Origin of the sequence: Streptomyces sp. NPDC001549 (genome assembly GCF_042894025.1) — a bacterium.
Classification (GTDB): domain Bacteria; phylum Actinomycetota; class Actinomycetes; order Streptomycetales; family Streptomycetaceae; genus Streptomyces; species Streptomyces kutzneri.
Genome location: NZ_JBIAVJ010000005.1, coordinates 310875 through 334476, shown reverse-complemented (window position 1 = coordinate 334476; position 23602 = coordinate 310875). Strand labels below are relative to the sequence as shown.

Genomic DNA, 23602 nt, shown 5'->3' with positions numbered 1-23602 from the left:
GCGACCCCGCCCGCCCCCCCGCCGCGCGCCCCGGGCCGCCCCCCCCCCCCCCCCCCCCCCCCCGCCCCTTCTGCATGTGCTGCTGCGGCGGCGCCGGTCAGACGGTCGTGATGACCTCGTCGAAGCCCAGGCGCGGCGAGCGGTCGAACCAGGCACCCTCGGCGGCCGGCTTGCCGATGTTGATGACCATGATCGGGGTGTGGTCGGCGTCCAGGAATTCCTTCTGGATGCCGGCGAAGTCGGCACCGGTCATCGGGCCCGCGGCCAGGCCGGCGGCGCGGATGCCGATGATGAAGTACGCGGCCTGCAGCGCGGAGTTCAGCAGCGCGGACTGCTCGCGGACCGGGCGCTCGGAGAAGAACGCGTCCTTGGCCTGCGGGAAGTGCGGCAGCAGCTGCGGGAGCTCCTCGTGGAACTCGTTGTCCGCGGAGAGGATCGCGACCAGCGGGGCGGTGGCGGTCTTGGCGTCGTTGCCCTTGGCCATGTGCTGCACGAGGCGCTCGCGGGCCTCGGGGGAGCGGACCAGGGTGATGCGCAGCGGGGTCTGGTTGAAGGCGGTGGGACCGAACTTCACCAGGTCGTATATCGCCTGGACCTGCTCCTCGGTGACCGGCTCGTCGGTGAACGAGTTGGCCGTGCGGGCCTCGCGGAACAGCAGGTCCTGCGCGGCGGAGTCAAGAACGAGAGACATCGGAAAGCCTTCTTCCATACGGAGGTGAAGCGATGTCCCAGACTCTACGGCGGAGGTAGATGAATTTTCAACTAAATCCGCCTCCGGGTGACCGGGATCACTCCTCGGTCACTCCTCCCCGGTCGTTCCTCCCCCGTCACTCCTCCCCGTCACTCCTCCTCGGCCGGCTCGCGCGCCGCCAGCGCCGAGTCCAGCCGGGCCCGGGCCCCCTCCAGCCAGTGCCGGCACACCTTCGCCAGCTCCTCGCCGCGCTCCCAGAGCGCGAGCGAGTCCTCCAGCGAGGTCCCGCCGGCCTCCAGCTTGCGGACGACCTCGATGAGCTCGTCGCGGGCCTGCTCGTACCCCAGCGCCGTTCCGGCCTCTGCCATTCCCGTATCCATCCTCTGTGTGTCGTGCGACCACGTGATTGCGGCCGTGTGCCGCTATTCCGAAGCGGCTGTTGCAGCCGAGGCCTCCGGGGCCTCCGGGGCACCCGGGGAGCCGGGGGAGTGCGGGGTCTCCGGTGCCTCCAGCGAGGAGACCTCCACGGTGAACGTGCCCTCCGCCACCCGCGCGCGCAGCACATCGTGGGGAGCCACCTCCCCCGGCGAGCGCACCACATGGCCGTCGGCCCGCTGCAGCACGGCGTACCCCCGCTCCAGGGTCGCCGCCGGGGACAGCGCCACCACCCGGGCGAGGGTGTGCGCGAGTTCCGAGTCGGCCCGGTCCAGCAAGTGCCCCAGCGTGCGCCGGGCGCGGGCCAGCAGGGCGTCCAGCTCGTCCTCGCGGATCTCCACCATCCGCTGGGGGTGGACGAAGACCGGCCGGGCCAGGGCGTGCGCGAGGCCCCGTTCCTCCCGGTCGAGCAGCCCGCTGACCGCCCGCAGTCCCCGGGCCTGCAGCTGGCGTACGCGCTCCAGCTCCTCGCCGACGTCCGGTACCACCTTCTTCGCCGCGTCCGTCGGCGTGGAGGCCCGTACGTCCGCGACCAGGTCCAGCAGCGGGGAGTCCGGCTCGTGGCCGATCGCCGACACCACCGGGGTACGGGCCGCCGCGACCGCCCGGACCACCTCCTCGTCGGAGAAGGGCAGCAGGTCCTCCACGCTGCCGCCGCCGCGCGCCACGATGATCACGTCGACCTCGTCGAGGGCGTCGAGCTCCTTGACCGCCTGGACCACCTGGGGCACCGCGTGCACCCCCTGGACGGCGACGTTGCGCACCTCGAAACGCACCGCCGGCCAGCGGCGCCGGGCGTTCTCCAGGACATCGCGCTCGGCCGCCGAGGCCCGCCCGACCACCAGCCCGATCAGCTGCGGCAGGAAGGGCAGCGGCTTCTTGCGCTCCAGTGCGAAGAGCCCCTCGGAGGCCAGGGACCGCTTCAGGCGTTCCAGCCGGGCGAGCAGCTCCCCGATGCCGACCGGCCGTATCTCCGTGGCCCGCAGGGACAGCTGCCCGCGCGGGGCGTACCACTCGGGCTTGGCCAGCAGGACGACCCGGGCACCCTCGGAGACCACGTCCGCGACCTCGTCGAAGACCTGGCGGAAGCAGGTCACGCTGACCGAGATGTCGTGCGAGGGGTCGCGCAGCGTCAGGAAGACCACCCCCGCTCCCGGCCGCCGCGAGAGCTGCGTGATCTGCCCCTCCACCCACACCTGGCCGAGCCGCTCGATCCAGCCCCCGATGAGCCGGGACACCTGGCCTACCGGCAGCGGCGCCTCGGCCGACGTATTCAGACCCATGCACGCAGGCTATCCGGCGCTGCCGACAGTGCGTCAGGCCCCGGTGCCGGTGTCGCCGGGCAGGTCCCGGCGGTCGTGCTGGACGAGCAGCACGACCAGGCCCACCGCCAGCCACACCGCCCCCACCAGTTGCGCCGTCCAGGAGGCCTCGAAGATCACCGCGACGGTCACGGCCGCGCCCAGCACCGGCATCACCAGGTGCTTGAACCAGTTCGGCGGGCCCTCGCGCCGCTTGACCACGAACCAGCCCACCACCGAGGCGTGCAGCAGGGTGAAGGCCACCAGCGCCCCGACGTCCACCACCGACACCAGCTGGTCGAGCCCGTCGTCGCGCCGGGCCGCCCACACGGCCGCGACCAGCGTGATGGCGGCCGCCACCAGCAGCGCGGGCCGCGGGGTGCCGTCCGAGGTCCGGGCGAGCATCCGGGGCAGCCGCCGCTCGCGGGCCATCGCGAACACCAGCCGGCCGGCCGCCGCCTGCCCGGCCAGCGCCGCGAAGGCCGCCCCGATCGCCTTGCTGACCGCCACCAGGTCGTGCAGCCACGATCCGGCCGCGGACTCCACCGCGTCGTAGAAGGCCGGTCCCTGCAGCGCCGGCTCGGCCGCCAGCTCCGCCGCGGACACGGGCATGAGCAGCGCCGCCAGATAGCTCTGGGCGATGAACAGCACCCCGGCCAGCGCCAGGCAGAACAGCACCGCCCGCGCCACCCGCTCCGATCCGCCCGTCACCTCCTCGGCGAAGGAGGCGATGGCGTCGAAGCCGAGGTAGGACAGGACCGCGACCGACACCGCGCCCAGCACCGCGGCCGTACTGAAGCCGAGCGAGCCGTCACCGGTCAGCGGCGACAGCCAGCCGCGCCGCGCCCCGCCCTGGACCAGCACGGTCACCGCGGCGACCACGAAGACGAGCAGGACCACGAGCTCCATGGCCAGCACGGCGAAACCCACGCGCGCGGCCGCCCGTACGCCCCACAGGTTCAGCAGGGTGGTGATCACGACGGCCAGGGCCGTCCACACCCACCGGGAGACCTCCGGGACCAGCGCGTTCATCGCGATCCCCGAGAAGAGGTACGCGACCGCGGGGATCAGCAGGTAGTCGAGCATCGCCATCCACCCGGCGATCAGCCCCGGGCCCTCGCCGAGACCCTTTCGGGCGTACGTGAAGACCGAGCCGGCCTGCGGGGCGACCCGCACCATCTGCGCGTAGGAGAAGGCCGTGAAGGCCATCGCCACGGTCGCGCAGAGGTAGACGAGGGCGACGGCGCCGTGCGACTTCGCGTCGAGCGTGCCGAAGACCCCGACCGGGGCCGTGGGGGCGATGAACAGCAGCCCGTAGACGACCAGATCCCGGAAGCCGAGGCTCCGCCGCAGCGCCGTGGGCGCGGCCGCGCTGGAATCCGTAACGGAAGCCATCCGTCCTCCGGGGTAGGGCAGGTATGCGCGGTAAGGGCTTTCGGGCAAGTGTGTGCCGTACGGGGGACGCCCGGCCTCCCGGAGACCCCCGTACGATGGAGCACATGACTGCTCCCGCCCCCGCTCCTGCTTCCCGCCGTGTCCTGCTCGCCGCGCCCCGCGGCTACTGCGCGGGCGTGGACCGAGCCGTGATCGCCGTCGAGAAAGCCCTTGAGCAGTACGGTGCGCCGGTGTACGTCCGCCACGAGATCGTGCACAACAAGTACGTCGTCCAGACCCTGGAGAAGAAGGGGGCCATCTTCGTCGAGCGGACGGAGGAGGTACCCGAGGGCTCCATCGTGATGTTCTCCGCGCACGGCGTGGCGCCGGTGGTGCACGAGGAGGCGGCGCGCGGCAAGCTCGCGACGATCGACGCGACCTGCCCGCTGGTCACCAAGGTGCACAAGGAAGCCATCCGGTACGCGAACGAGGACTTCGACATCCTCCTCATCGGCCACGAGGGCCACGAAGAGGTCATCGGCACCTCCGGCGAGGCCCCGGACCACATCACGATCGTCGACGGCCCGCACGATGTGGAGAAGGTCACCGTCCGCGACGAGTCCAAGGTCGTCTGGCTCTCCCAGACCACCCTCTCGGTCGACGAGACCATGGAGACGGTCGACGCGCTGAAGACGAAGTTCCCGCTGCTCGTCTCGCCGCCGAGCGACGACATCTGCTACGCCACCTCGAACCGGCAGGCCGCCGTCAAGGTGATGGGCGCCGACTCCGACCTGGTCATCGTGGTCGGTTCGAGGAACTCCTCGAACTCGATCCGGCTCGTCGAGGTCGCCAAGGACGCCGGCGCCGAGGCCGCGTACCTGGTCGACTTCGCGAGCGAGATCGACGAGGCCTGGCTGGAGGGCGTCACCACGGTCGGCCTCACCTCGGGCGCCTCGGTGCCGGAGGTCCTGGTCGAGGAGGTCCTGGAGTGGCTGACGGTGCGCGGCTACGCGGACGTGGAGATCGTCAAGACCGCCGAGGAGTCGATCGTCTTCTCGCTGCCGAAGGAACTCCGCCGCGACCTGCGCGCCGAGGCTGCCGAACTGGTCGCCGACAAGTAACTCCTTTCGTACGGTATGTCCATGCAGATCTTCGGCGTGGACATCGGCGGAACCGGGATCAAGGGCGCTCCCGTGGACCTGGAGCGCGGCGGCCTGGCTCAGGAGCGCCACAAAGTACTGACACCGCATCCGGCTACCCCCGAGGGGGTGGCCGGATGCGTCGGCGAGGTGGTGCGCCACTTCGAGTGGGACGGGCCGCTCGGGGTCACCTTCCCGGGCGTGGTCACGGGCGGCGTCATCCGTTCTGCGGCCAACATGGACAAGTCCTGGATCGGAGTCGACGCGGCGGCGCTGATCGCGCGCGAGCTGGGCGGTATGCCGGTCACCGTGCTGAACGACGCGGACGCGGCGGGCGTCGCCGAGATGACGTACGGGGCCGGGCGCGGGCGGGGCGGCACCGTCCTCCTGCTCACCCTGGGGACGGGCATCGGGAGCGCCCTGTTCACGGACGGGCGGCTGGTTCCGAACTCGGAACTCGGACACCTGGAGCTGAAGGGCCACGACGCGGAGACGCGGGCGTCGGTGAAGGCCAAGGAGGACCATGCCCTCACGTGGGAGCGCTGGGCGCACCGCGTGCAGAAATACCTCCAGCACGTGGAGATGCTGTTCTCCCCGGACCTCTTCATCATCGGCGGCGGGGTCAGCCGCAAGCCGGAGAAGTTCCTGCCGCTGATCGAGGGCGTGCGGGCCGAGATCGTGCCGGCGAAGCTGCAGAACAACGCGGGCATCGTGGGAGCGGCGATGGCGGCGAAGGCGGCGGAGAAGTAGCCGGTCGGTTCACTGGGCGATGCGCCGGGGCATCCGCCGCCTGCCGATCAGCACGGCCTTGCGGACGACGGCGATCAGCGCGGCCACGAGCGTTCCGGCGTAGAGCCAGCCGGCGTGCAGGGACAGCGCGGACACCAGCCCCATCAGCTGCCCGCCGATGCCGCCGGAGCCGCCCGAGATGGGCCACACTCCGGCGGCGAAGGCGATGGGCACGCCGATCGGCGCGGTGATCAGGTCGGCGGGCCGCACCCAGAGCGCGGTGGCGGCCGCTACGGGCAGGAAGAGCAGCCCGTAGACGAAGAGCGAGGAACCGAACAGCAGCCAGCAGATCCCGCCCACCAGCACCATGGCGGCGCACGCGAACAACCCGCCGCCGAGCCCGGTCAGCCGGGGCCGGGGCATCCGCCGCCCGAGCGCGGACCGCCGCGGACCGCCGCCGGCCTGGGCGGGCACCGCGGCGGACCGGGGTCCCTGGCGCTGGGCCGGCGGTCGCTGCTGGTGAGGGGCCGATCGCGTCCTGTATTGCTCCACCCCACCAAACTAGGCGGGCAGCGGGTCGGATCGGGCCCCGGACACGCGTACATCCACCGCCACTCATCGGAAAGTAAACTGTCCGGTGGCCCACTCCTGGGCCGCCGCCCCCTCCAGCTACGGGAAGTCGCCAACGTGTCGCTCACGATCGGAATCGTCGGCCTGCCGAATGTCGGCAAGTCGACCCTGTTCAACGCCCTGACCAAGAACGACGTGCTGGCGGCCAACTACCCGTTCGCCACCATCGAGCCGAACGTCGGCGTCGTCGGTGTCCCGGACCAGCGTCTGGCCGTCCTCGCGGGCATCTTCGGATCGCAGCGCGTCCTGCCGGCGACGGTCGACTTCGTCGACATCGCGGGCATCGTGCGCGGCGCCTCGGAGGGTGAGGGCCTGGGCAACAAGTTCCTGGCGAACATCCGCGAGTCGGACGCCATCTGCCAGGTCATCCGCGCCTTCAAGGACGAGAACGTCGTCCACGTCGACGGCAAGGTCTCGCCGAAGGACGACATCGAGACGATCAACACCGAGCTGATCCTCGCCGACCTCCAGTCCATCGAGAAGGCCGAACCGCGCCTGACGAAGGAGTCCCGCCTCCAGAAGGAGAAGGTCGCGGTCCTCGCGGCCGTCGTCGAAGCCAAGAAGATCCTCGAAGCGGGCGACACCCTCTTCTCCAAGGGCATCACCAAGGGCACGGAGCAGGGCGACCTCCTCCACGAGCTCCACCTGCTCACCACGAAGCCCTTCCTCTACGTCTTCAACGTGGACGAGGACGAGCTGACGGACGACGCCTTCAAGGCCGAGCAGAGCGCGCTCGTCGCCCCGGCCGAGGCGATCTTCCTCAACGCCAAGCTGGAGGCGGACCTCGTCGAGCTGGACGACGAGGAGGCCCTCGAACTCCTCCAGTCGGTCGGCCAGGACGAGCCGGGCATGGCCACCCTGGGCCGCGTCGGCTTCGCCACCCTGGGCCTGCAGACCTACCTGACGGCCGGCCCGAAGGAGACCCGCGCCTGGACGATCAAGCAGGGCGCCACGGCCCCCGAGGCGGCCGGCGTGATCCACACCGACTTCCAGCGCGGCTTCATCAAGGCCGAGGTCATCTCCTTCGCGGACCTGGTCGCCTGCGGCTCGGTCGCCGAGGCCCGCGCCAAGGGCAAGGCCCGCATGGAGGGCAAGGAGTACGTCATGCAGGACGGCGACGTGGTCGAGTTCCGCTTCAACGTCTGATTGGACGTGAATAACGGCCTGACCTGCGAGAAGGCAGGTCAGGCCGTTGTGCTGTCCGCAGCAGTCCGCAGAACCTGGAGCAGCTACGTGTCGTAGACCGTGGAGCGGTGTCCGATGTGTACGACCCACACCACAAGCTCCCCGTTGTCGATCGTGTAGACGACACGGTAGTCGCCGACCCGTAGGCGGCGGCGCTCAGGCTGGGATACGAGTGCGGTGGTGTTGAAGCCGAAGGGGTCGTTCTCCAGCTCTGTCAGTTTGGCCAGGATGCGAAGCGCCATGTCACGAGGGATCTTGCGCAGCTCGGCCTGGGCCTCGGGCCGGAACACCGTGCGGTAGTCACTCACTGCGTGCCAGTGTCTCCCTCATCACGTCCTCGATCGGGACGCCGGCGGCCGGGCTCGCCATGCGCGCGTCGATGATGCGGTTGATCTCGCGCTCTTCCCACTCCTGGTACTTGCGCAGCACCTCGATCGAGACCACGGCGGCGACCTGCTTGCCGCGACGGGTGATGACAGTGGGCACGTCGTCACGGTCGGCCCGTTCGACGACTTCGGCCAAGTGAGCGCGTACGTCGCGGATGGACTCTATGGGCAGCGGCTGAGTCATGCCTCAAGGGTACCGAGTGTGCCATGTGTACATAATCTGGGTTGCATGCACTCGTTGGGAGGAGCCGCCGATTGGGTGGCTGATTCCGGGGACAGAGATCCGGGAGCTCGCGATGCGCCGCGGCTCTGCGGAGGCGAACCTATATCGCGCTGCGGTCGATGTACTGCTCGCCTGCGGCACTCACCATCGGCAGCCGCGAATCACGAGCACAGTCGACCTCGTGCGGTGTGTGAAGAGGCTGCGAAGGGCACTGGTGTGTTATGCGCGGTTCGGGCTGCCGCGACGTGCTCGGGGGCGCGCGAGGGATGTCGCCCAGGCGACGATTCTTGATCGCGCGTTCGCTGAGGCGATTGATTCCGTGCTGGCAGACCGGCGTCAGCTGGCAGCCCTGGCGAGCAGGGTCGTTGACCTGATGAATGCCCTGGCTCGCCAAGAGCCGCCGAGCCTGGTCGGTGACGATGGCGCGGTGGTTGATGTCATGGGGGGAGGGGAGGACCTTCAAATCCTGGCGAGCGGCCGGCGTGCTGATCCTGGCGTTTTCGGTCTGTTCCGGTGTTGCGCTCGGGTTCCAGAGCCTCGGACTGGAGTCCGCCTGCCTCTCCGCCATGCTGTCGGCGTTTGCCGCCTGCGCATGGACCGTAATGGATCGCTACGGGGTTCTTGGAGGGTGCCGGCCTCCGGCTGAGGTGGGCACGCCCTCCGCAGTTCCAGGCACTGGTGCGGAAACCCATACGGAGGTGGAGCTCGCTCAACGAGGTCGGTTTTCATGAGGCTTCGGCCGTGCTGGATACGTGCTGGACGCAGCTCTCGGAATGGCGTTCCCGCAGGTGGAAGCTCTGTGGTCAACACTCCGGCGAGTATGAGGGCGTGCAGGAGTCGCGCTTGGTATAGGAGTGCGCGTCGCTCGATGGGGTGCTGCGCAGCCTCGCCGGAGGTCAGACTCTGGCGAGTTCGACCCCTTCCGCATTCCTGTGCTGACCCTGTGCTGACTTGGAATCGCGGTGTCAGTCCGACTGGCCCGGCGCGCGAGGCAGCCCAGGGTCAGGCGTGGGGAACCGCCGTGGCGAGGACCACCTCGAATTCCTCGAGGCTGCGGGTGGTTGCGCGAGCCTTCGCGGTGGCCTTTCCGCGGACCGCCGCGACGGCGCCACGGGATGCCGCGAGTGCGTCGCGGTCGGCGTAGAGCGAGCCGACAGCGGCTCTGCCCCGGTCGCGATCGATGAGCAGGGAGATGCCGGCCAGTCCGGGGATCTTCTGGACCTTGGGCAGTGAGGTGTCGCGGAACGTGTCCACCAGCAGGTCGATGTCGGCCGGCTCGACGTCCATGTGGACCAGCCGGAACCCCGCGCCCGGCCCGAGTTCCTCTGCGCGCCGGGCGACCGCCGCTTCCCAGTTGTCGACCGTCACGGTCTGCGCGAAGGGCGCCATCATCTCGGCCCGCCGCTTGCTCAGGTTCTCGTAGCTGGCCTGCCGGGAGGCCTCGTCCTCCCACCACGATCCCACCAGGAGCTTGCCGAGCTCGCGGTCGGCGAACAGCCCCATCCCGCGAAAGCCCGGTTCCGCCGACAGCAGCGCACGCCCGTCGGTCCGGAGCGCCTCGGCGACCCCGTCGAGCTCGGCCGGATCACCCGTTGCATAGATGCTGCGAACGTACATAGCGCCCTTTCCTGCCTTCCGGAGGCCCCGCGCGGGCTCGTGCTCCCACTCCATGCGATGACCGGGGCGGATGGGGGGCAACGTGGCAGGGGCATTCAGGTGAAGAGGCGGGCCGTCGCTGGGCGCATGTGGCTTCCTGTGGAGCTCCTGGGCGACGAGTCGGAAGCTCGGCCTGCGCCTCGGAGCGGAAGACGGTTCGGTACTCACTCACCGCGTGCCAGCGTCTCCCTCATGATGTCCTCGATCGGGATGCCGGGCGCCGGGTTGGCCATGCGCTCATCGATGATCCGATTGATCTCGCGCTCTTCCCACTCCTGGTACTTGCGCAGGACCTCGATGGAGACGACGGCGGCGACTTCCTTGCCTCGGCGCGTAATGACCGTGGGCACGTCGTCGCGGTCTGCGCGCTCCACGACCTCAGCCAGATGGGCGCGCACATCGCGGATGGACTCTCTGGGCAGTGGCTGCGTCATGCGCTCAAGCGTACCGAGTGTCCCATGTGTACACAACGGCTCGGGTCTGTGGTGCTCCATCGCTCGTGCTGAATAGGTTTCCACCGTGCTGGATCTGTGCTGGATGCGATCACCGGGAGCCGCGTTTCCGCAGGTGGGAGCTCTGCGCTCGACGTTCCGCTTCAACGTCTGAGCGGATGACGTGACACCACGTCGCTGACCTGGCAAACCTGCAGGTCGGATGGGGCCGACTCCTTCGGGAGCCGGCCCCTTCGTCGTGCCCGCGCCGGAGGGGTCGGCTTCGTCTTCCCGCAGTGCGGGTTTACCACCCCCTGGAGGTCTTGAATCGGGGGTAGATGCTGCATGAACATAATTGAGCGCTGTCTCCTCGGCGCGATAGTTCGCCGGCTCAGCACCCCATGAGAGAGAAACCATGCACCGCTTGGTCACCGTCCTTCTCGTTTCCGCCGCGGCCCTGGTCGCCCTGCCCGTCGCGTCGGCCCAGGCGGCGGCTCCCGTCGCGGTGCCGGTGGCCGGTGTGCCCGGCGACATCGGCTGGGACTCGGGCAAGCCCGCGCCGACGCCGTTCCAGGGCGGCTGAGGCCCCCTGCCCGCGCCGCCCGGTGCGGCGGCGGATCACGGAGAGCCGTCCGGGGCTGCTTCCTGGGAAACGTTGTCAAGCAGCCCCGACTTGGCGATCAGGTAGCCCAGCTGGGCCCGGCTGCGACTGCCCAGCTTCGCGGACGTCCTCGCGACGTACTCCTGGCACCGCCGCACACTGATGCCGAGCTGTCCGGCCGTCACCGAGTCCGTGTCACCGGCGACGATGTGCCGCATGATCGCCAGCTCCAGGTCGTCGGTGATGCGGGTCGTGGCCTGGTCGCGGCCGGGCGGGGTGAAGGGGACCGCCCTGATCCACGAGCGTTCGAAGAGGGCCACGAGGAACGAGACCACGGCCGGAGCACGGATCTCCGCCGCTGCCCGGCGGTCGTCGTCGGCGGGGATGAACGCCACCGTCCGGTCGAAGATGATCAGGCGGTCGAAGTTCTCGTCCAGCGTCGCCACCTGGGCGCCGCGCTCCTGGATCGCGCGGACGAAATTACGTGTCGCCGAGCCGGACCGGGCGTTGTGCTGATAGATCGTCTTCATCGTCACCCCGCGGTCCAGCATGTCCAGCGTGGACGGCAGCGACTCGCCCAGGACGGCTGCGGATCTGGCACCGCCAGGCTGTGAGGTCAGTACTTCGCCACGGCATTCCCGGGCCGCCAGCCGGATGGCTGCATTGATGTTCGGGAAATCGGTGTGCGTCACATATCCGTAGGCGTTCCGAAGATGATTGTTCCGATATTCGGCGACCACCGGACCCAATTCTTCCCGAACCCGCAGAAGGTTGATCGCCGAGCGGGCGGAGTTTTCGAGGATTTCGGCCACAACGTAACTCCCGATGGTTTCGGGATTCACGGGAGTGAAGCCTGTTTCGCTCTGCTCGTCCGGGACTGCAAGGCCGGATGAGAGCAGTCTTTCCAGCGAATCCTCCCGGGCCTCAACCGCCTGGTCCTCGGTGGCGGAGTCCGGCTGCGCCGACAGGCGTGGTGCCGAATCCTGCGCGAGCAGCTCCCGGTAGAGCTGAATGTCTTGAGATTGAAGAGATTCGAGACGTGTCCCAAACGTAGGCGTCACGCTGCATTCCCCCATGCTGGCAACCTGTGCTTCCGGTCAGGCTAGTTGACGGCGCCTTGGCCAGGCATCTGCGCAGCTGGAGACTTTGGTCACGTCCTGCGATCCCTCTGGGGAGGGCCGTATACCGGGCAGCTCCGCCCCGCAGAGTCGCCGGACGCATCCCGCCATCGAACCGCCTGGTTTCGGCCTCTTTCATCGTCGGCCGCATGGTCGGGGAATATTCGGAACGGCGTCGTTCGGTGGATGCGCGGCGGAGGCCGGCTGTCATGACTGCGGTTGCCCCGCGTGTTCCTGCGGCGCAGGTTCCCGAACCGGTACCGGCCTTGTCCGGAGAACTCATTCCAGCCAGGATCAGTGATGTCTCATTCGCTGAGGCAACGTCGTAAAGAACCCAATAAAGGGAGTGCGTAGTGACGACCGATGTAATACGGTCTGAGGGCACGGTCGGCGAGAGCAGCGATCCGTACCGGTACTTCTCGGAAATGGATCTGAAGCAGGCGCTGAATGTCCACTCGGCGGGCCAGGTCAAGCTGTTCCTGGAATCCTGGGAGGACCTTCCGGTCGATGCGTACATGAAGGACGGTGCGGACTACCGCCGCCGCCGTCATGGTTCCTTCCGATTCTCCGGCGGGGATCTCGTACAGGAACCCCCGCGAGCCTTCCACCAGTCCGCCGAGGTGAATTCCCTCCACGGCGGCGTCGACCGGCACTTCCCGCCGCTGGCCGACGACGTGGCCGCGGAAGGGGTGCTCCACACCCTCATCCGCTTCTTCGCCGAGCGGCTGCCCGGTGACTTCGACCCGGCCACCAGCGGTGTCGGCGTCCACCAGATCCGGATCACCGCGACCCGCGACGCGAAGGGCCTCCCGGCCCCCGAGGGCGTCCACGAGGACGGGCACCACTACGTGGCGCAGGTCCTGATGCGCCGTGTCGACGTCGGGGGAGGCGAGTCGCAGCTGTACGACCGCGACCGCCGGCCGATCTACAGCACCACGCTGCTCCAGCCGTTCGAGTCCATCGTGATCGACGACCGCCGGGTCTTCCACGGCGTCTCCGCGATCGAGCCGGCGGATGGAGTCCGGCAGGGCGTGCGCGACATGCTGCTGATCGACTACTTCCCGCTCGCCACCGGTGGTGCGCGCGGCTGACCGACCGCGCCCCGACCGCCGCCGCCCCACCCGCCCACCCGGGAAAGACGCCATGAACGACGACTTCACCAGGCACCTGCAGTCACGCCTGCCCGCCGCCCGTACGGACGTGCGGACCCGAACCGCCTACACGTCCGACGCCTCGATCTACCGCGTCATGCCGACCGCGGTGTTGGAGCCCCGGGGCGCGGAAGAGGCCGCCATCGCCGTGGGCATCGCCATCGAGCACGGCGTCGGCATCACCTGCCGGGGCGGCGGCACCTCCATCGCCGGCAACTCCATCGGCACCGGGCTGATCCTCGACTTCTCCCGGTACATGAACCGCATTGAGGACCTCGACCCGGAAGCCGGCACCGCCACCGTCCAGCCCGGCGTCGTCCTCGGCACCCTGCGGGACCGGGCTGCCGCACACGGCCTCACCGTCGGCCCCGACCCCTCCACGTACTCCCGCTGCACCATCGGCGGAATGATCGGCAACCACGCCTGCGGCGCCCACTCGGTGGCCTGGGGCACCACCGCCGACATCACCGAGCAGGTGGACCTGCTGCTCGCCGACGGCCGCCGGATCCGGGCCGGCCAGGGCTCCAGCGGTGACGCGGACATCGACCGCCGGCTGAAGCAGCTCAGGGACCGCCACCTGGCTCCGCTGCGCACCGAGCTCGGCCGATTCGGCCGGCAGGTGTCGGGGTACGGACTGAACGCACTGCTGCCCGAGAAGGGCTTCCACGTCGCCCGCTCACTGGTGGGCACCGAGGGCACCTGCGGCGTCCTGCTCGGTGCCAAGGTCAGGCTCACCCCGATCCCGGCCGCCCGAGTGCTTCTCGTCCTCGGCCTCCCCGACGTCTACGCGGCCGCCGACTGCGCGCCCTCACTGGCGAAGGCCGGCGCGCTGACCGTGGAGGGTCTGGACGCTCCTCTGGTCGAGGCGCTGCGCTCGCGCGGCGGGCGCGCTCCGGGCATCGACCTGCTGCCGCGCGGCGAGGCCTGGCTGTACTGCGAGATCGAGGGCACCGACGAGGCCGACGCGATCGCCAACGCCGAGCGCCTGGCCCGTGAGACCGACGCCACGAGCTTCATCACCGCCGACGCCGAGCAGACGGCCGCGATCTGGTCCATCCGCCGCAACGGCGCGGGCATCGCCACCCGGATGGCCGACGGGCGGCAGGCCTGGCCCGGCTGGGAGGACTCCGCCGTCCCGCCGGAGCGGCTGTCGGGCTACCTGCGGGACCTGCACGCCCTCATGGCCGAACACCGGCGGACGGGAACCATCACGGGGCACTTCGGCGAGGGCTGCCTGCATGTCCGGGTCGACTGGGAACTGGGCACCGAGCAGGGCATCGCCGGTTACCGGGAGTTCATCGCGGCCGCCGGCGACCTCGTGGTCGAGCACGGCGGCTGCGCCTCCGGTGAGCACGGCGACGGCCGCGCCCGGTCCGAGCTCCTGGCCCGTACGTACTCGCCCGAACTCGTGGGCGCGTTCGCCGCGTTCAAGAACATCTGGGATCCGGGCAACATGCTCAACCCCGGCATCATCGTGGACCCGGTCCCCTTCGACCAGGACATCCGCCCCAGCCCTGGCCGCGACCGCAAGGAGCTGCCGATGATCCAGCGCTTCGGCGGCGACAAGGGTTCGCTCACCAACGCCGTGCACCGCTGCACGGGCGTCGGCACCTGCCGCAACGACACCGGCCACATGTGTCCCTCGTACCAGGTCACCCGCGACGAGGTGCACTCCACCCGGGGTCGCGCCCGGGTGCTGAGCGAGATGCTGCGCGGCGAGACGATCACCGACGGCTACCGTTCCACCGAGGTCCGGGACGCACTCGACCTGTGCTTCTCCTGCAAGGCGTGCAAGAGCGACTGCTCGGTCAATGTCGACATGGCCGCGTACAAGTCGGAGTTCCTGCACCGCCACTACGAGGGACGGCTGAGACCGCGGGCCCACTACACCCTGGGCTGGCTGCCGTTGCTGGCCCGGCTGGCGTCGGTGGCCCCCCGCTCGCTCAACCGGCTGACGCGGCGTGCGCCGCTCGCGGCCAGGCTGAGCTCCCTGGCCGGGCTGGAGACGCGCAGGCCGCTGGTGGAACTGCCCGCGCAGACCTTCCGGCAGTGGTTCCGCTACCGCAGGCCGGTCCCCTCGGGCGCGGCGGCCGGTACGGGGGCGCGCGTCCCGGCGGGCTCCGCCGGCACCGTCGTCCTGTGGCCGGACACCTTCAGCAACCTCCTCGACCCCCGCGGGGCCCAGGCCGCCACCCGCGTCCTGGAAGCCCTCGGGTACGAGGTGGTCCTGCCCGACGGCCCGGTCTGCTGCGGCCTGACCTGGCACTCCACCGGCCAGCTCGGGACCGCCCGGGCGGTGCTCGGCCGCTCGGTGGGCGCCCTGAGCAAGCACCTGGAAGCCGGCCGCATCGTCGTCGGCCTGGAACCCTCCTGCACCCAGACCCTGCGCGAGGAGGCGGCCGAACTGCTGCCGGACTCGCCGGCCGTACGCCGGCTGTCCCAGCAGGTGCGCACCCTCGCCGAAGTGGTCGCGGACCATCGTGGCCCCTGGCCGTTCGGGAAGCTCGACCAGGACGCCGTGATGCAGCCGCACTGCCACCAGGAGGCCGGCCACGGCCACGGTCCGGAGACCGAGGTGCTGCGCCGGCTCGGCGTCACCACGGACGTGATCTCCGCCGGCTGCTGCGGCATGGCCGGCAACTTCGGCTACGAACCGGGCCACTGGGACGTCTCCCAGGGCGCGGCCGAGCGGGAGCTCTACCCGAAGCTGCGGGCCGCCGGGCCGGACACCGCCGTGGTGGCCGACGGGTTCTCCTGCCGGACGCAGATCTCCCAGGAGGGCTCACGACGTCCCGAACACCTGGCGGAGCTGCTGCTGCGCGCCCTGCCGGGAAACACCACCCCCGCCGAGAACGAGAACGGAAGCGGCACATGCGCATCGTAAGGTTCGAGAAGGCGGGAGCGATCCGCTACGGACTCCTCGCCGGCGACGAGGTCGTCCCGCTCATCAACGGCCCCTTCGGCCCCCTGGACGTGCCCGCGGACGCGCCCCGCTTCCCCCTCCGGGAGGTGCGGCTGCTCGCTCCCGTCACACCGGGGAAGGTCCTCGCGATCGGCCGGAACTACGCCGAGCACGCCGCGGAACTCGGCAACGAGGTGCCCGAGGAGCCGCTCGTGTTCCTCATGCCGGGCAGCGCCGTCATCGGCCCGGGCGAGGCCATCGTCAAACCGTCCTACACGGACGAGCTCCACCACGAGGCCGAGCTCGCCGCGGTGATCGGCCGGACCTGCCGCGATCTGACACCGGAGCAGGTGCCCGCACATGTCCTCGGCTACACCTGCGCCAACGACGTCACCGCCCGCGACCTCCAGGGTCCGGACCGGCAGTGGTGGCGTGCCAAGGGATCGGACACCTTCTGCCCGATCGGCCCCTGGGTGGAGACCGAACTCGACGTCAGGGCGGTCGGCGTACGGGCCACCGTGAACGGCGAAACCCGGCAGGACGGCAACAGCTCCCACATGGTGCACCCCGTCGACCGCCTGATCAGTCACATCAGTTCGGCCATGACGCTGCACCCTGGTGACGTGATACTCACCGGCACCCCCGCGGGTGTCGGACCGCTGCGGCGCGGCGACCGGGTCACGGTCTCCGTCGAGGGGATCGGCGAGCTCACCAACCACGTCGTCTGAACCGCGCCGCCCAACCTGGAGACCCGTTCCCCCATGATGATCCTCCTCGGCGCCTTCCTGGTGCTGGCCGTCGCCTCCGTCGTACGCACCACGGCGGGATTCGGCTTCTCCCTGGTGGCCGTCCCACCCCTGGCGCTGCTCATCGACCCGGCGAGCGCGGTGGTCGTGGCCGGGATCATGGCCGCCCCGCTCAGCCTGGTGATCGCCGTCCGTGACTGGCGCCACGTCGACCGCCGCCTGATGACGGCCACCCTGCTCTCCGGGCTGGCCGGCGTGCCGTTCGGAGTGTGGCTGCTGGCCACGCTCCCTTCGCGGGTGCTGCTGTTCATCATCACGGCGGTGGTCCTGCTGGGCACCTTCATCGTGTGGCGGAAGATCACGCTGGGCGGCGGCCTGGGCGCGGTGATGGCCGTGGGGATGTTCTCCGGAGCCTCCTTCGCCGCCACCGGCATCGACGGCCCGCCGATGGTCGCCGCGTTCCAGAGCATGAATCTGGAGCCCCGGGTCCAGCGCGCCACGCTGGGCGTGGTGTTCTCCGGCACCAGCCTGGCCGCACTGGCCGGATTCGGGATCAGCGGGCAGCTCACCGCGACCGTCGGGCAGATGCTCCTCGTCGGGGTGCCGGCCCTGCTCATCGGGATATTCGTCGGCGAGAAGGCCTTCCGCCGCCTGAACGCCGAGCGTTTCCGCCGGGTCATCCTCGGCCTGCTGGTCGTCAGCTCGCTGTCGGTGGTCCTGCGCGTGGCCACCGCCTGACACCCCGCCGCACCCGTCCCTCCTACTCCACCCGCTCCACCTGCTTCACCCGCTTCACCTGCTCCACCTGCTTCACGGGCAATCACCCAGCGGCCACCGCCGTTTGCCCGCCGCCACGCATTTCACCGCAAGGATGTGAACCACATGCCCGACCAGCAGGTCAGCCCGGGGCGCGAACCGCTCATGCGGTTGTCCCGGCGCAGCACCCTGATATCCGGCTCCAAGACCTCAGGTACCCGCAACAAGGCGGAGGCGCTGCGGGCCCGCGGCGTCGACATCGTCAACTTCGCCGCCGGAGAACTGGACTTGGCGCCGCACCCGGACGTGCTGAGCGCGCTGCGGCACACCGCTGACGCGGACGTGCACCGCTACACCGACACCGGCGGCATCCCGGCCCTGCGCGAGGCTCTCGCCGACCGGATCTCCCGGCTGTCCGGCGTCGCGTACAAGCCCTCCGAGGTGCTCGTCACCGCCGGCGCCAAGCACGCGCTGTACCTGGCGTGCCTGGTGCTGCTGGATTCCGGCGACGAGGCGCTCGTGCCCAACCCCGGCTGGGGGACCTTCCAGGCCCAGATCAAACTGGCCGGGGCCGTACCGGTGCCGGTGGAGACCGCGGACACCGGCTTCGTGCCCACCGTCGAGCGGCTTGAGGCACTGCGCACGCCACGGACGCGGATGCTCGTGCTGAACACGCCGAACAACCCGACCGGCGCCGTGTACCCGCCCCGCGTACTGGCCGAGATCACCGCATGGGCCCAGGGCCACGGCGTGTGGATCCTGTTCGACGAGTGCTACGGAGAGCTGGTGCTGCCCGGCGCGCAGCACGCGCACCCCGCGGCGCTGGTCGACGGCGCCCGTGAGCTCGTCGTCGGCATCGGTTCGTTCTCCAAGAGCTTCGCCGTCACCGGCTGGCGGGCCGGCCACGTACACGGCCCCGCCGCAGTGATCTCCGCCATGAAGAACCTGCAGAGCCACACCACGTCCAACGTGACCAGTGTGGTCCAGCACGCGCTGCTGCCCGCCGCGCGCGGTGAACTCGACTCCTTCGTCGCCGAGGCCCGCCAGGTGCTGCTGCACCGGCACGGCATCGTCGAGAAGGCCCTGGACGCCACCGCGCACCTCTCGGCCACCACCCCCCAGGGCGCGTTCTACTTCTTCGTCGACGGCCGCGACGTCATCGGCCGCACGCTGCGCGGCACCGAAGTGACCGACGGCGGGGTGCTCGCCGAACTCCTGCTGGAGCACGCCGGCATCGCGCTGACCCCCGGATCCGCCTTCGGCAGCGAGGGCTTCCTCCGGCTGTCGTACGCCATCGCCGAGGACCGCATCACCGCGGGTCTGTCCCGCCTGCGGGAGGTGATGGACGATGTCGAGTGACCTCCGGCCGCTCGTCCTGTACTTCGGCACCGCCCAGCGGCCCGAGTTCTACGCCGGACTGCTCGGCGGCGAGTCCGCCCTGGGCCTGCTCCTCGACGAGGAGACGCCGCACAAGCTGGAACCCCCGGAGTTCGACTTCATCGAGAGGTTCGCCTTCTCGCAGGGCGCCGAGGCGATCGCCCACCGGATCGAGGAGATCCGCGGCCGGTACCGCCTGGAGTGCGTGCTGAACGTGGACGAGACCCTGGTTCCGCTGTGGAGCGAGGTGTGCGCCCTGCTCGGCCTGCGCGGCATGACCCCGGCCGCCGCCACGGCCGTGCGCAGCAAGAGCGAGATGCGGCGCCGGTTCGCCGAGCGGATCGGCATCGAATTCTCCGCCCGCTCCCACGTGGCCACCGACGAGGCGGGGCTGCTGCGGTTCGCCGCCGAAACCGGCTACCCCGTCATCCTCAAGCCCGGCAACCTGTGGGGCAGTTACTTCGTTTCGCTGTGCGCGGACGCCGACGAGCTGACCGCCGCCTACCGGCAGGTCCGCGACACGCTGCCCGAATTCTCCGAGCAGCAGCGGGTGTCCGGCGTACCGGTGGAGATCCTCGCGGAGGAGTACCTGCCCGGCACCAACCACTCGGTCGAGTGCCTGGTGCTGGACGGCGAGGTGTGGACCACTCCCGTCATCGACGTGGTCACCGGTACCGACCTCGGCGGCACCGACTTCCACCACTTCGCCCGGGTGACGGCGACCCGGCTCACCGCGGATCAGCAGGACCGGATGCGCGCGCTGGCCTGTGAGGCCGTACGCGCGCTGGACGTCGACCGCGGCCTGCTGCACGTCGAGTTCGTCCAGGGCCCCGGCGGCCCCCGGCTGATCGAGGCGGGCGGCCGGCCCGGCGCGAACCGTGCCCCGCTGCTGCGCGAGGCCTTCGGCATCAACATCATCGCCGGATACCGGGACGTCATGCGCGGCGTACGGCCGCAGGTGACCCCGGCCCACGACGGGGCGGCGGCGGTCGTCACGCCGTACCCGGCCCACGCCGGCCTGCTGCGCTCGTACCGCACCCTGGACGCGATCCGCGCCCTGTCCAGCACGGTGCAGGTCGACACCTACAAGCAGCCCGGGGACGTGGTGCGCCCCCGCCACGAGGGCGTGGCGGCGCTGGTGCGCATCGAGATGCGCGCGGCGTCCCCGGAGCTGCTGTCGGCCGACCTGCGGGAGCTCACGGCGCTGTGCGAGGAGCTGTTCGAGGTGGCCCCCGAGCCGGTCGACGACTCCGGGGCGACGGTATGACCCGTCACATCGCGTTCCTGGAGAGCAACCTCACCGGCGCCGGGTACGAGGCGATCCTCGCGGCGCGCGAGGCGGGCCACCGGGTCACCTTCCTGACCCGGGACCTGTCCCTCTACCTCGCCGCCGGCCACGAACGGCTCGACACCGCCTGGCTGGACGAGGTCGTGGTGTGCGACACCAACGACTCCAGGGCCGTCGTCGACGCCGTACGCCGGCTCTCGCCGCCGGCGGACGCGCTGATCTCGGTCGGCGAGTGGCACATGATCGCCGCCGCCGAGGCCGCCCGGGCGCTGGGGCTGCCCGGCCCGGACCCGGCCGGGGTACGCGCCGCACGCGACAAGTCGGCCACGCGCGCGCTGTGCGCGGCGGCGGGCGTGCCCGTTCCGCGGTTCGCCCGGGTCACCGGCCCGGAGGAGGCGGGCAGGCCGGACCTCGGCTTCCCGTGCGTCGTCAAGCCGCTGGACGACGGGGGCAGCAACGGGGTCCGGCTGTGCGCGACCGCGGCCGAGGCCGCCGAGCACGTCCGCACGATCCTGGCGGACACCCACAACGAGCGCGGCCAGCTCAAGATCCCGGCAGCGCTCGTCGAGGAGTACATCGACGGGCCGGAGGTCAGCGTCGAGGCGCTGGTGAGCGGCGGGGAGATCACCGTCCTCGCCGTCACCTGGAAGGAACTGGGCGAGCTCCCCCATTTCGTGGAGACCGGCCACCACGTCCCGGCCGGGCTGGGTGACGGGCTCGACGAGCGGTGCGCCCGGGTCGCGGCGGACGCGGTGCGCGCCGTCGGGTTCGACCTCGGGGCCGTCCACGTCGAACTGCGGCTCGCGGCCGACGGGCCCCGGCTGATCGAGATCAACTGCCGTCCGGCAGGCGACCGGATCACCCGGCTCGTCGAACTGGCCACCGGGGTCGGCATCCCCGCCGAGCTGGTGGCCCTGCACCTGCCGGGGTGGACACCGCCCCGGCCGGCCTTCAAGGGTGCCGCCGCCATCGCCTTCCTGCCCGCCGATGCCGGAACGGTCACCGAGGTACGGGGGGACGACGCGGCGCGCCGTCTCGAAGGCGTGGCCGACGTCAGCCTGTACGTCGCACCGGGCGACGTCGCCGTGCCCCTGGCCAACAACAGCGCCCGGCACGGGCACGTCGTGGCGACCGCCCCGACGGGGCGCGAGGCGCTGCACCGGGCCCGCCGGGCGCTCTCCCTGATCTCGGTCCGGACCGCCGGCTCGCACTGAGGCGGGCTCCACGGCACCGCCCTGCTGCCCCGCCGCCCCGCCGCCCTGCCGCCGTGCGCCCTGCCGGCTGCCCGGCCGGCCCAAGACCGACCACTGAACGACTCTGAAGGAACCGACATGTTCAAGCCCGATTCGTACCCCTCCTTCCGCAGCGTCCTCGCCCAGCGGCGTGCCCTCTCACAGGCCGTCCGCGTCGCCGGCGCGCACGACGCCCTGGGCGGCCGGCTGGCGCAGGCCGCCGGGTTCGACGCCGTATGGGCCTCCAGCCTGGAGGTGTCGGCGGCCCGCTGCCTGCCCGACGCCAGTGTGCTGACGATGACCGAGTACCTGGAAGCCGCCGCACACACCCAGAAGGCGCTCGGCATCCCGGTCGTCGCGGACGTCGACACCGGCTACGGCAACAACCTCAACGTCGCGCACATGGTCCACGAGTACGAGGCGGCCGGCATCACCGCGGTCTGCATGGAGGACAAGCTCTTCCCGAAGATGAACAGCTTCGTCGCCACCTCGCACACCCTCCTGGACACCGAGGAGTACTGCTCCAAGGTCCGGGTCGCCAAGAACGCGCAGCGCGGTGAGGACTTCTTCTTCATCGCCCGCACCGAGGCCCTGATCGACGGCCTCGGCGTGGAGGTCGCGCTGGAGCGCTGCCACGCCTACGTCGATGCGGGCGCGGACGCCGTGCTCATCCACTCCAAGTCCCGTACGAAGGACCAGGTCCTGGAGTTCCTCCAGGGGTGGCGCGACCGCGCGCCCGTCGTCGTGGTGCCCACGACCTACCCCGACTGGCACGCGGACGACGCGGTCAAGGACGGCGTGTCCACCATCATCTACGCCAACCAGGGGCTGCGGGCGACGGTGTCGGCGCTGCGGGACACCTACGCCTCGATCCTGAGCCACGGAGAGACCACCCAGCTGGAGGACAAGATCGCCTCCGTCAAGGACGTGTTCGCCCTGCAGCGGCTCTCGGACTGGCAGGAGCTCGAGTCCGCGTGACCGTCCGGGCGACGGCCCGACTGGGAGCGGAATGTCGTGTTCCGCTCCCGGGGGTCTTCTGGCTGCTCTTCACGGGCGTCCTGCTGAACCGGCTGGGGATCCTCGTCCCGTCGTTCCTCACGCTCTTCCTCGCCGCCGAGTCGGGCATCGGTCCCGGGGTGACGGGCATCCTCGTCGGTGTGTGGGGTGCCGGGTCGGTGACCGGCTCGCTGGCGGGGGGCGTCCTGGCGGACCGTACCGGCGCGCGCGGCGCGATCCTCGTTTCCCAGATCACCGCCATCGGCGCTTGCGCGGTCCTGGCGGCGGTGGCCCAGCCGGCCGTACTGGGTGTGGCAGCCTTCCTGGCCGGCTGCGCGTCGACCCTGCACAAGCCCGCGGGGACGGTGGTGGTCGCGCAGGCGCTGCCGGAGAGCGAGCACGTGCGGGCCTTCGGCCTGCTGTACTGGGCGTCGAACATCGGGGCCGCGGTCTCCCCGGCCGTCTCCGGCTTCCTCCTGTCCGCCTCGGGCTACTGGCTCATCGCGCTCAACGTCACCACCGCGCTGGCGTACGCGGGCCTGGCGCACCGGCTGCCCGGGCCCCGGCCGCGGGCCGAGGCCGCCCCGACGGGTGCGGCGGAGCCGGCCGGTGACGGCGGGCGGGAGACCGTCAGGGGACTGCTCGCGCCGTTCCGCAGCCCCGCGACCGCGTGGTTCCTCGTGCTCTCGTTCTGCCTGGCGGCGATCTACCTGCAGAAGCAGTCGGCACTGCCGCTCGACATGAAGGCGCACGGCCTGTCCTCGCAGGTCTACGGCCTGGTGGTGTCGCTCAACGGATTCCTGATCATCACCACCCAGCCGCTTGTCTCCCGGCTGACCCGGCGGCTCGCCGTGGACGTCCAGTTCCTGTGTGCGGCGGTCCTGGTGGCGGTCGGCTTCGGGGCCAACGCGGTGGCCACGGGGCCGTGGACGTACGCCGCCGCCCTGGTGGTGTGGACGGCCGGCGAGATGCTGCTCGTTCCGCAGGCCTCCGCGTTCCTGGTCCGCCATGCGCCGCCGGGCCGGGCCGGCTCGTACCAGGGCGCGTACGGCTTCGTCTGGAACCTGGGGCTCGTGGTCGGCGCCCCGGCCGGGATGGCGGTGCTGCGGACCTGGGGCTCCGCCGCACTGTGGACGGGCGCTCTGCTCCTGGGCCTGTCCGTGGCAGCGGCCCACGCCCTGACGATGCTCCGTACCCGCCGCCGCGCGCGTTGCCCCCGGCCGCCCGGAGGCCGCGGACCGGGGTGACCATGCCG

24 protein-coding genes are annotated in these 23602 nt (G+C 70.7%); 13 read left to right on the top strand and 11 right to left on the bottom strand.

Annotated features, from left to right (window positions below; genetic code table 11):
* Window positions 1-97 precede the first annotated feature (97 nt).
* The 4 genes from ACFY04_RS11655 to ACFY04_RS11640 form a co-directional block, all read right to left on the bottom strand.
* The gene (locus ACFY04_RS11655) at window positions 98-691 is read right to left on the bottom strand and encodes a malonic semialdehyde reductase (protein ID WP_030712043.1); all 594 of its coding nucleotides are present in this window, start codon (window positions 689-691) and stop codon (window positions 98-100) included.
* A 149-nt stretch (window positions 692-840) separates the two neighbouring features.
* Window positions 841-1059, bottom strand: coding sequence for an exodeoxyribonuclease VII small subunit (locus ACFY04_RS11650; RefSeq protein ID WP_189732883.1), 219 nt, complete (start codon window positions 1057-1059; stop codon window positions 841-843).
* A 54-nt stretch (window positions 1060-1113) separates the two neighbouring features.
* Window positions 1114-2409 carry an exodeoxyribonuclease VII large subunit gene (xseA, locus tag ACFY04_RS11645; protein WP_389115859.1) on the bottom strand — a complete coding sequence of 432 codons (1296 nt, stop codon included), beginning with the start codon at window positions 2407-2409 and terminating at the stop codon, window positions 1114-1116.
* A 33-nt stretch (window positions 2410-2442) separates the two neighbouring features.
* Window positions 2443-3822 carry an APC family permease gene (locus tag ACFY04_RS11640; protein WP_389115857.1) on the bottom strand — a complete coding sequence of 460 codons (1380 nt, stop codon included), beginning with the start codon at window positions 3820-3822 and terminating at the stop codon, window positions 2443-2445.
* Between the two features lie 95 nt (window positions 3823-3917).
* Here ACFY04_RS11640 and ACFY04_RS11635 point away from each other — a divergent pair, with 95 nt between their 5' ends.
* Both ACFY04_RS11635 and ppgK read left to right on the top strand, forming a co-directional pair.
* On the top strand, window positions 3918-4922 hold the full coding sequence (locus tag ACFY04_RS11635) for a 4-hydroxy-3-methylbut-2-enyl diphosphate reductase (RefSeq protein ID WP_389115855.1): 1005 nt from the start codon (window positions 3918-3920) through the stop codon (window positions 4920-4922).
* Between the two features lie 21 nt (window positions 4923-4943).
* Entirely contained in the window at window positions 4944-5690 is a 747-nt protein-coding gene (gene ppgK, locus ACFY04_RS11630) for a polyphosphate--glucose phosphotransferase (protein ID WP_389115854.1), read from the top strand.
* A 9-nt stretch (window positions 5691-5699) separates the two neighbouring features.
* On the opposite strand, the gene ACFY04_RS11625 is transcribed toward ppgK, so the two are convergent.
* A complete protein-coding gene (locus tag ACFY04_RS11625) occupies window positions 5700-6143 on the bottom strand; it encodes a DUF6542 domain-containing protein (protein WP_389115852.1) in 444 nt (147 codons plus the stop codon).
* Window positions 6144-6356: 213 nt separating this feature from the next.
* Between ACFY04_RS11625 and ychF the strand changes: the two genes are divergently transcribed.
* Window positions 6357-7445, top strand: coding sequence for a redox-regulated ATPase YchF (gene ychF / locus ACFY04_RS11620; RefSeq protein ID WP_389115850.1), 1089 nt, complete (start codon window positions 6357-6359; stop codon window positions 7443-7445).
* An 83-nt stretch (window positions 7446-7528) separates the two neighbouring features.
* On the opposite strand, the gene ACFY04_RS11615 is transcribed toward ychF, so the two are convergent.
* The 5 genes from ACFY04_RS11615 to ACFY04_RS11595 form a co-directional block, all read right to left on the bottom strand.
* A complete protein-coding gene (locus ACFY04_RS11615; protein WP_389115849.1) occupies window positions 7529-7792 on the bottom strand; it encodes a type II toxin-antitoxin system RelE/ParE family toxin in 264 nt (87 codons plus the stop codon).
* Entirely contained in the window at window positions 7785-8054 is a 270-nt protein-coding gene (locus ACFY04_RS11610) for a type II toxin-antitoxin system Phd/YefM family antitoxin (RefSeq protein WP_389115846.1), read from the bottom strand. Before ACFY04_RS11610 ends, ACFY04_RS11615 begins: the two co-directional genes overlap by 8 nt.
* A 139-nt stretch (window positions 8055-8193) precedes the next feature.
* Window positions 8194-8661 carry a hypothetical protein gene (locus ACFY04_RS11605; protein WP_389115845.1) on the bottom strand — a complete coding sequence of 156 codons (468 nt, stop codon included), beginning with the start codon at window positions 8659-8661 and terminating at the stop codon, window positions 8194-8196.
* A 434-nt stretch (window positions 8662-9095) separates the two neighbouring features.
* Window positions 9096-9710 (bottom strand): antibiotic biosynthesis monooxygenase, encoded by a 615-nt coding sequence (locus ACFY04_RS11600; RefSeq protein ID WP_389115843.1) that lies wholly within the window; start codon window positions 9708-9710, stop codon window positions 9096-9098.
* 203 nt (window positions 9711-9913) lie between these two features.
* Window positions 9914-10183, bottom strand: a complete 270-nt coding sequence (locus ACFY04_RS11595; RefSeq protein WP_389115842.1) for a type II toxin-antitoxin system Phd/YefM family antitoxin — start codon at window positions 10181-10183, stop codon at window positions 9914-9916.
* Window positions 10184-10595: 412 nt separating this feature from the next.
* Here ACFY04_RS11595 and ACFY04_RS11590 point away from each other — a divergent pair, with 412 nt between their 5' ends.
* Complete coding sequence (locus ACFY04_RS11590; RefSeq protein WP_389115840.1) at window positions 10596-10763, top strand: hypothetical protein; 168 nt, start codon at window positions 10596-10598, stop codon at window positions 10761-10763.
* A 35-nt stretch (window positions 10764-10798) separates the two neighbouring features.
* On the opposite strand, the gene ACFY04_RS11585 is transcribed toward ACFY04_RS11590, so the two are convergent.
* The gene (locus ACFY04_RS11585) at window positions 10799-11842 is read right to left on the bottom strand and encodes a hypothetical protein (protein WP_389115838.1); all 1044 of its coding nucleotides are present in this window, start codon (window positions 11840-11842) and stop codon (window positions 10799-10801) included.
* Window positions 11843-12252: 410 nt separating this feature from the next.
* On the opposite strand from ACFY04_RS11585, the gene ACFY04_RS11580 reads away from it, so the two are divergent.
* The 9 genes from ACFY04_RS11580 (at window position 12253) to ACFY04_RS11540 (ending at window position 23594) form a co-directional block, all read left to right on the top strand.
* Window positions 12253-12990 carry a 2OG-Fe dioxygenase family protein gene (locus ACFY04_RS11580; protein ID WP_389115836.1) on the top strand — a complete coding sequence of 246 codons (738 nt, stop codon included), beginning with the start codon at window positions 12253-12255 and terminating at the stop codon, window positions 12988-12990.
* Window positions 12991-13042: 52 nt separating this feature from the next.
* Window positions 13043-15934 carry an FAD-binding and (Fe-S)-binding domain-containing protein gene (locus ACFY04_RS11575; RefSeq protein WP_389115835.1) on the top strand — a complete coding sequence of 964 codons (2892 nt, stop codon included), beginning with the start codon at window positions 13043-13045 and terminating at the stop codon, window positions 15932-15934.
* Window positions 15922-16680: a fumarylacetoacetate hydrolase family protein gene (locus tag ACFY04_RS11570; RefSeq protein ID WP_389115834.1), complete on the top strand. Its 759-nt coding sequence runs from the start codon at window positions 15922-15924 to the stop codon at window positions 16678-16680. The genes ACFY04_RS11575 and ACFY04_RS11570 overlap by 13 nt, the downstream gene beginning before the upstream one ends.
* Window positions 16681-16713: 33 nt before the next feature.
* Window positions 16714-17436, top strand: a complete 723-nt coding sequence (locus ACFY04_RS11565) for a sulfite exporter TauE/SafE family protein (RefSeq protein WP_389115832.1) — start codon at window positions 16714-16716, stop codon at window positions 17434-17436.
* A gap of 144 nt (window positions 17437-17580) precedes the next feature.
* Window positions 17581-18813 (top strand): pyridoxal phosphate-dependent aminotransferase, encoded by a 1233-nt coding sequence (locus ACFY04_RS11560; protein ID WP_389115830.1) that lies wholly within the window; start codon window positions 17581-17583, stop codon window positions 18811-18813.
* Window positions 18803-20098 carry an acetyl-CoA carboxylase biotin carboxylase subunit family protein gene (locus ACFY04_RS11555; RefSeq protein WP_389115829.1) on the top strand — a complete coding sequence of 432 codons (1296 nt, stop codon included), beginning with the start codon at window positions 18803-18805 and terminating at the stop codon, window positions 20096-20098. The genes ACFY04_RS11560 and ACFY04_RS11555 overlap by 11 nt, the downstream gene beginning before the upstream one ends.
* Window positions 20095-21333 (top strand): ATP-grasp domain-containing protein, encoded by a 1239-nt coding sequence (locus tag ACFY04_RS11550; RefSeq protein ID WP_389115828.1) that lies wholly within the window; start codon window positions 20095-20097, stop codon window positions 21331-21333. The genes ACFY04_RS11555 and ACFY04_RS11550 overlap by 4 nt, the downstream gene beginning before the upstream one ends.
* A 117-nt stretch (window positions 21334-21450) precedes the next feature.
* Window positions 21451-22329 carry an isocitrate lyase/phosphoenolpyruvate mutase family protein gene (locus ACFY04_RS11545; RefSeq protein WP_389115827.1) on the top strand — a complete coding sequence of 293 codons (879 nt, stop codon included), beginning with the start codon at window positions 21451-21453 and terminating at the stop codon, window positions 22327-22329.
* On the top strand, window positions 22326-23594 hold the full coding sequence (locus ACFY04_RS11540; RefSeq protein WP_389115825.1) for an MFS transporter: 1269 nt from the start codon (window positions 22326-22328) through the stop codon (window positions 23592-23594). Before ACFY04_RS11545 ends, ACFY04_RS11540 begins: the two co-directional genes overlap by 4 nt.
* Window positions 23595-23602 lie beyond the last annotated feature (8 nt).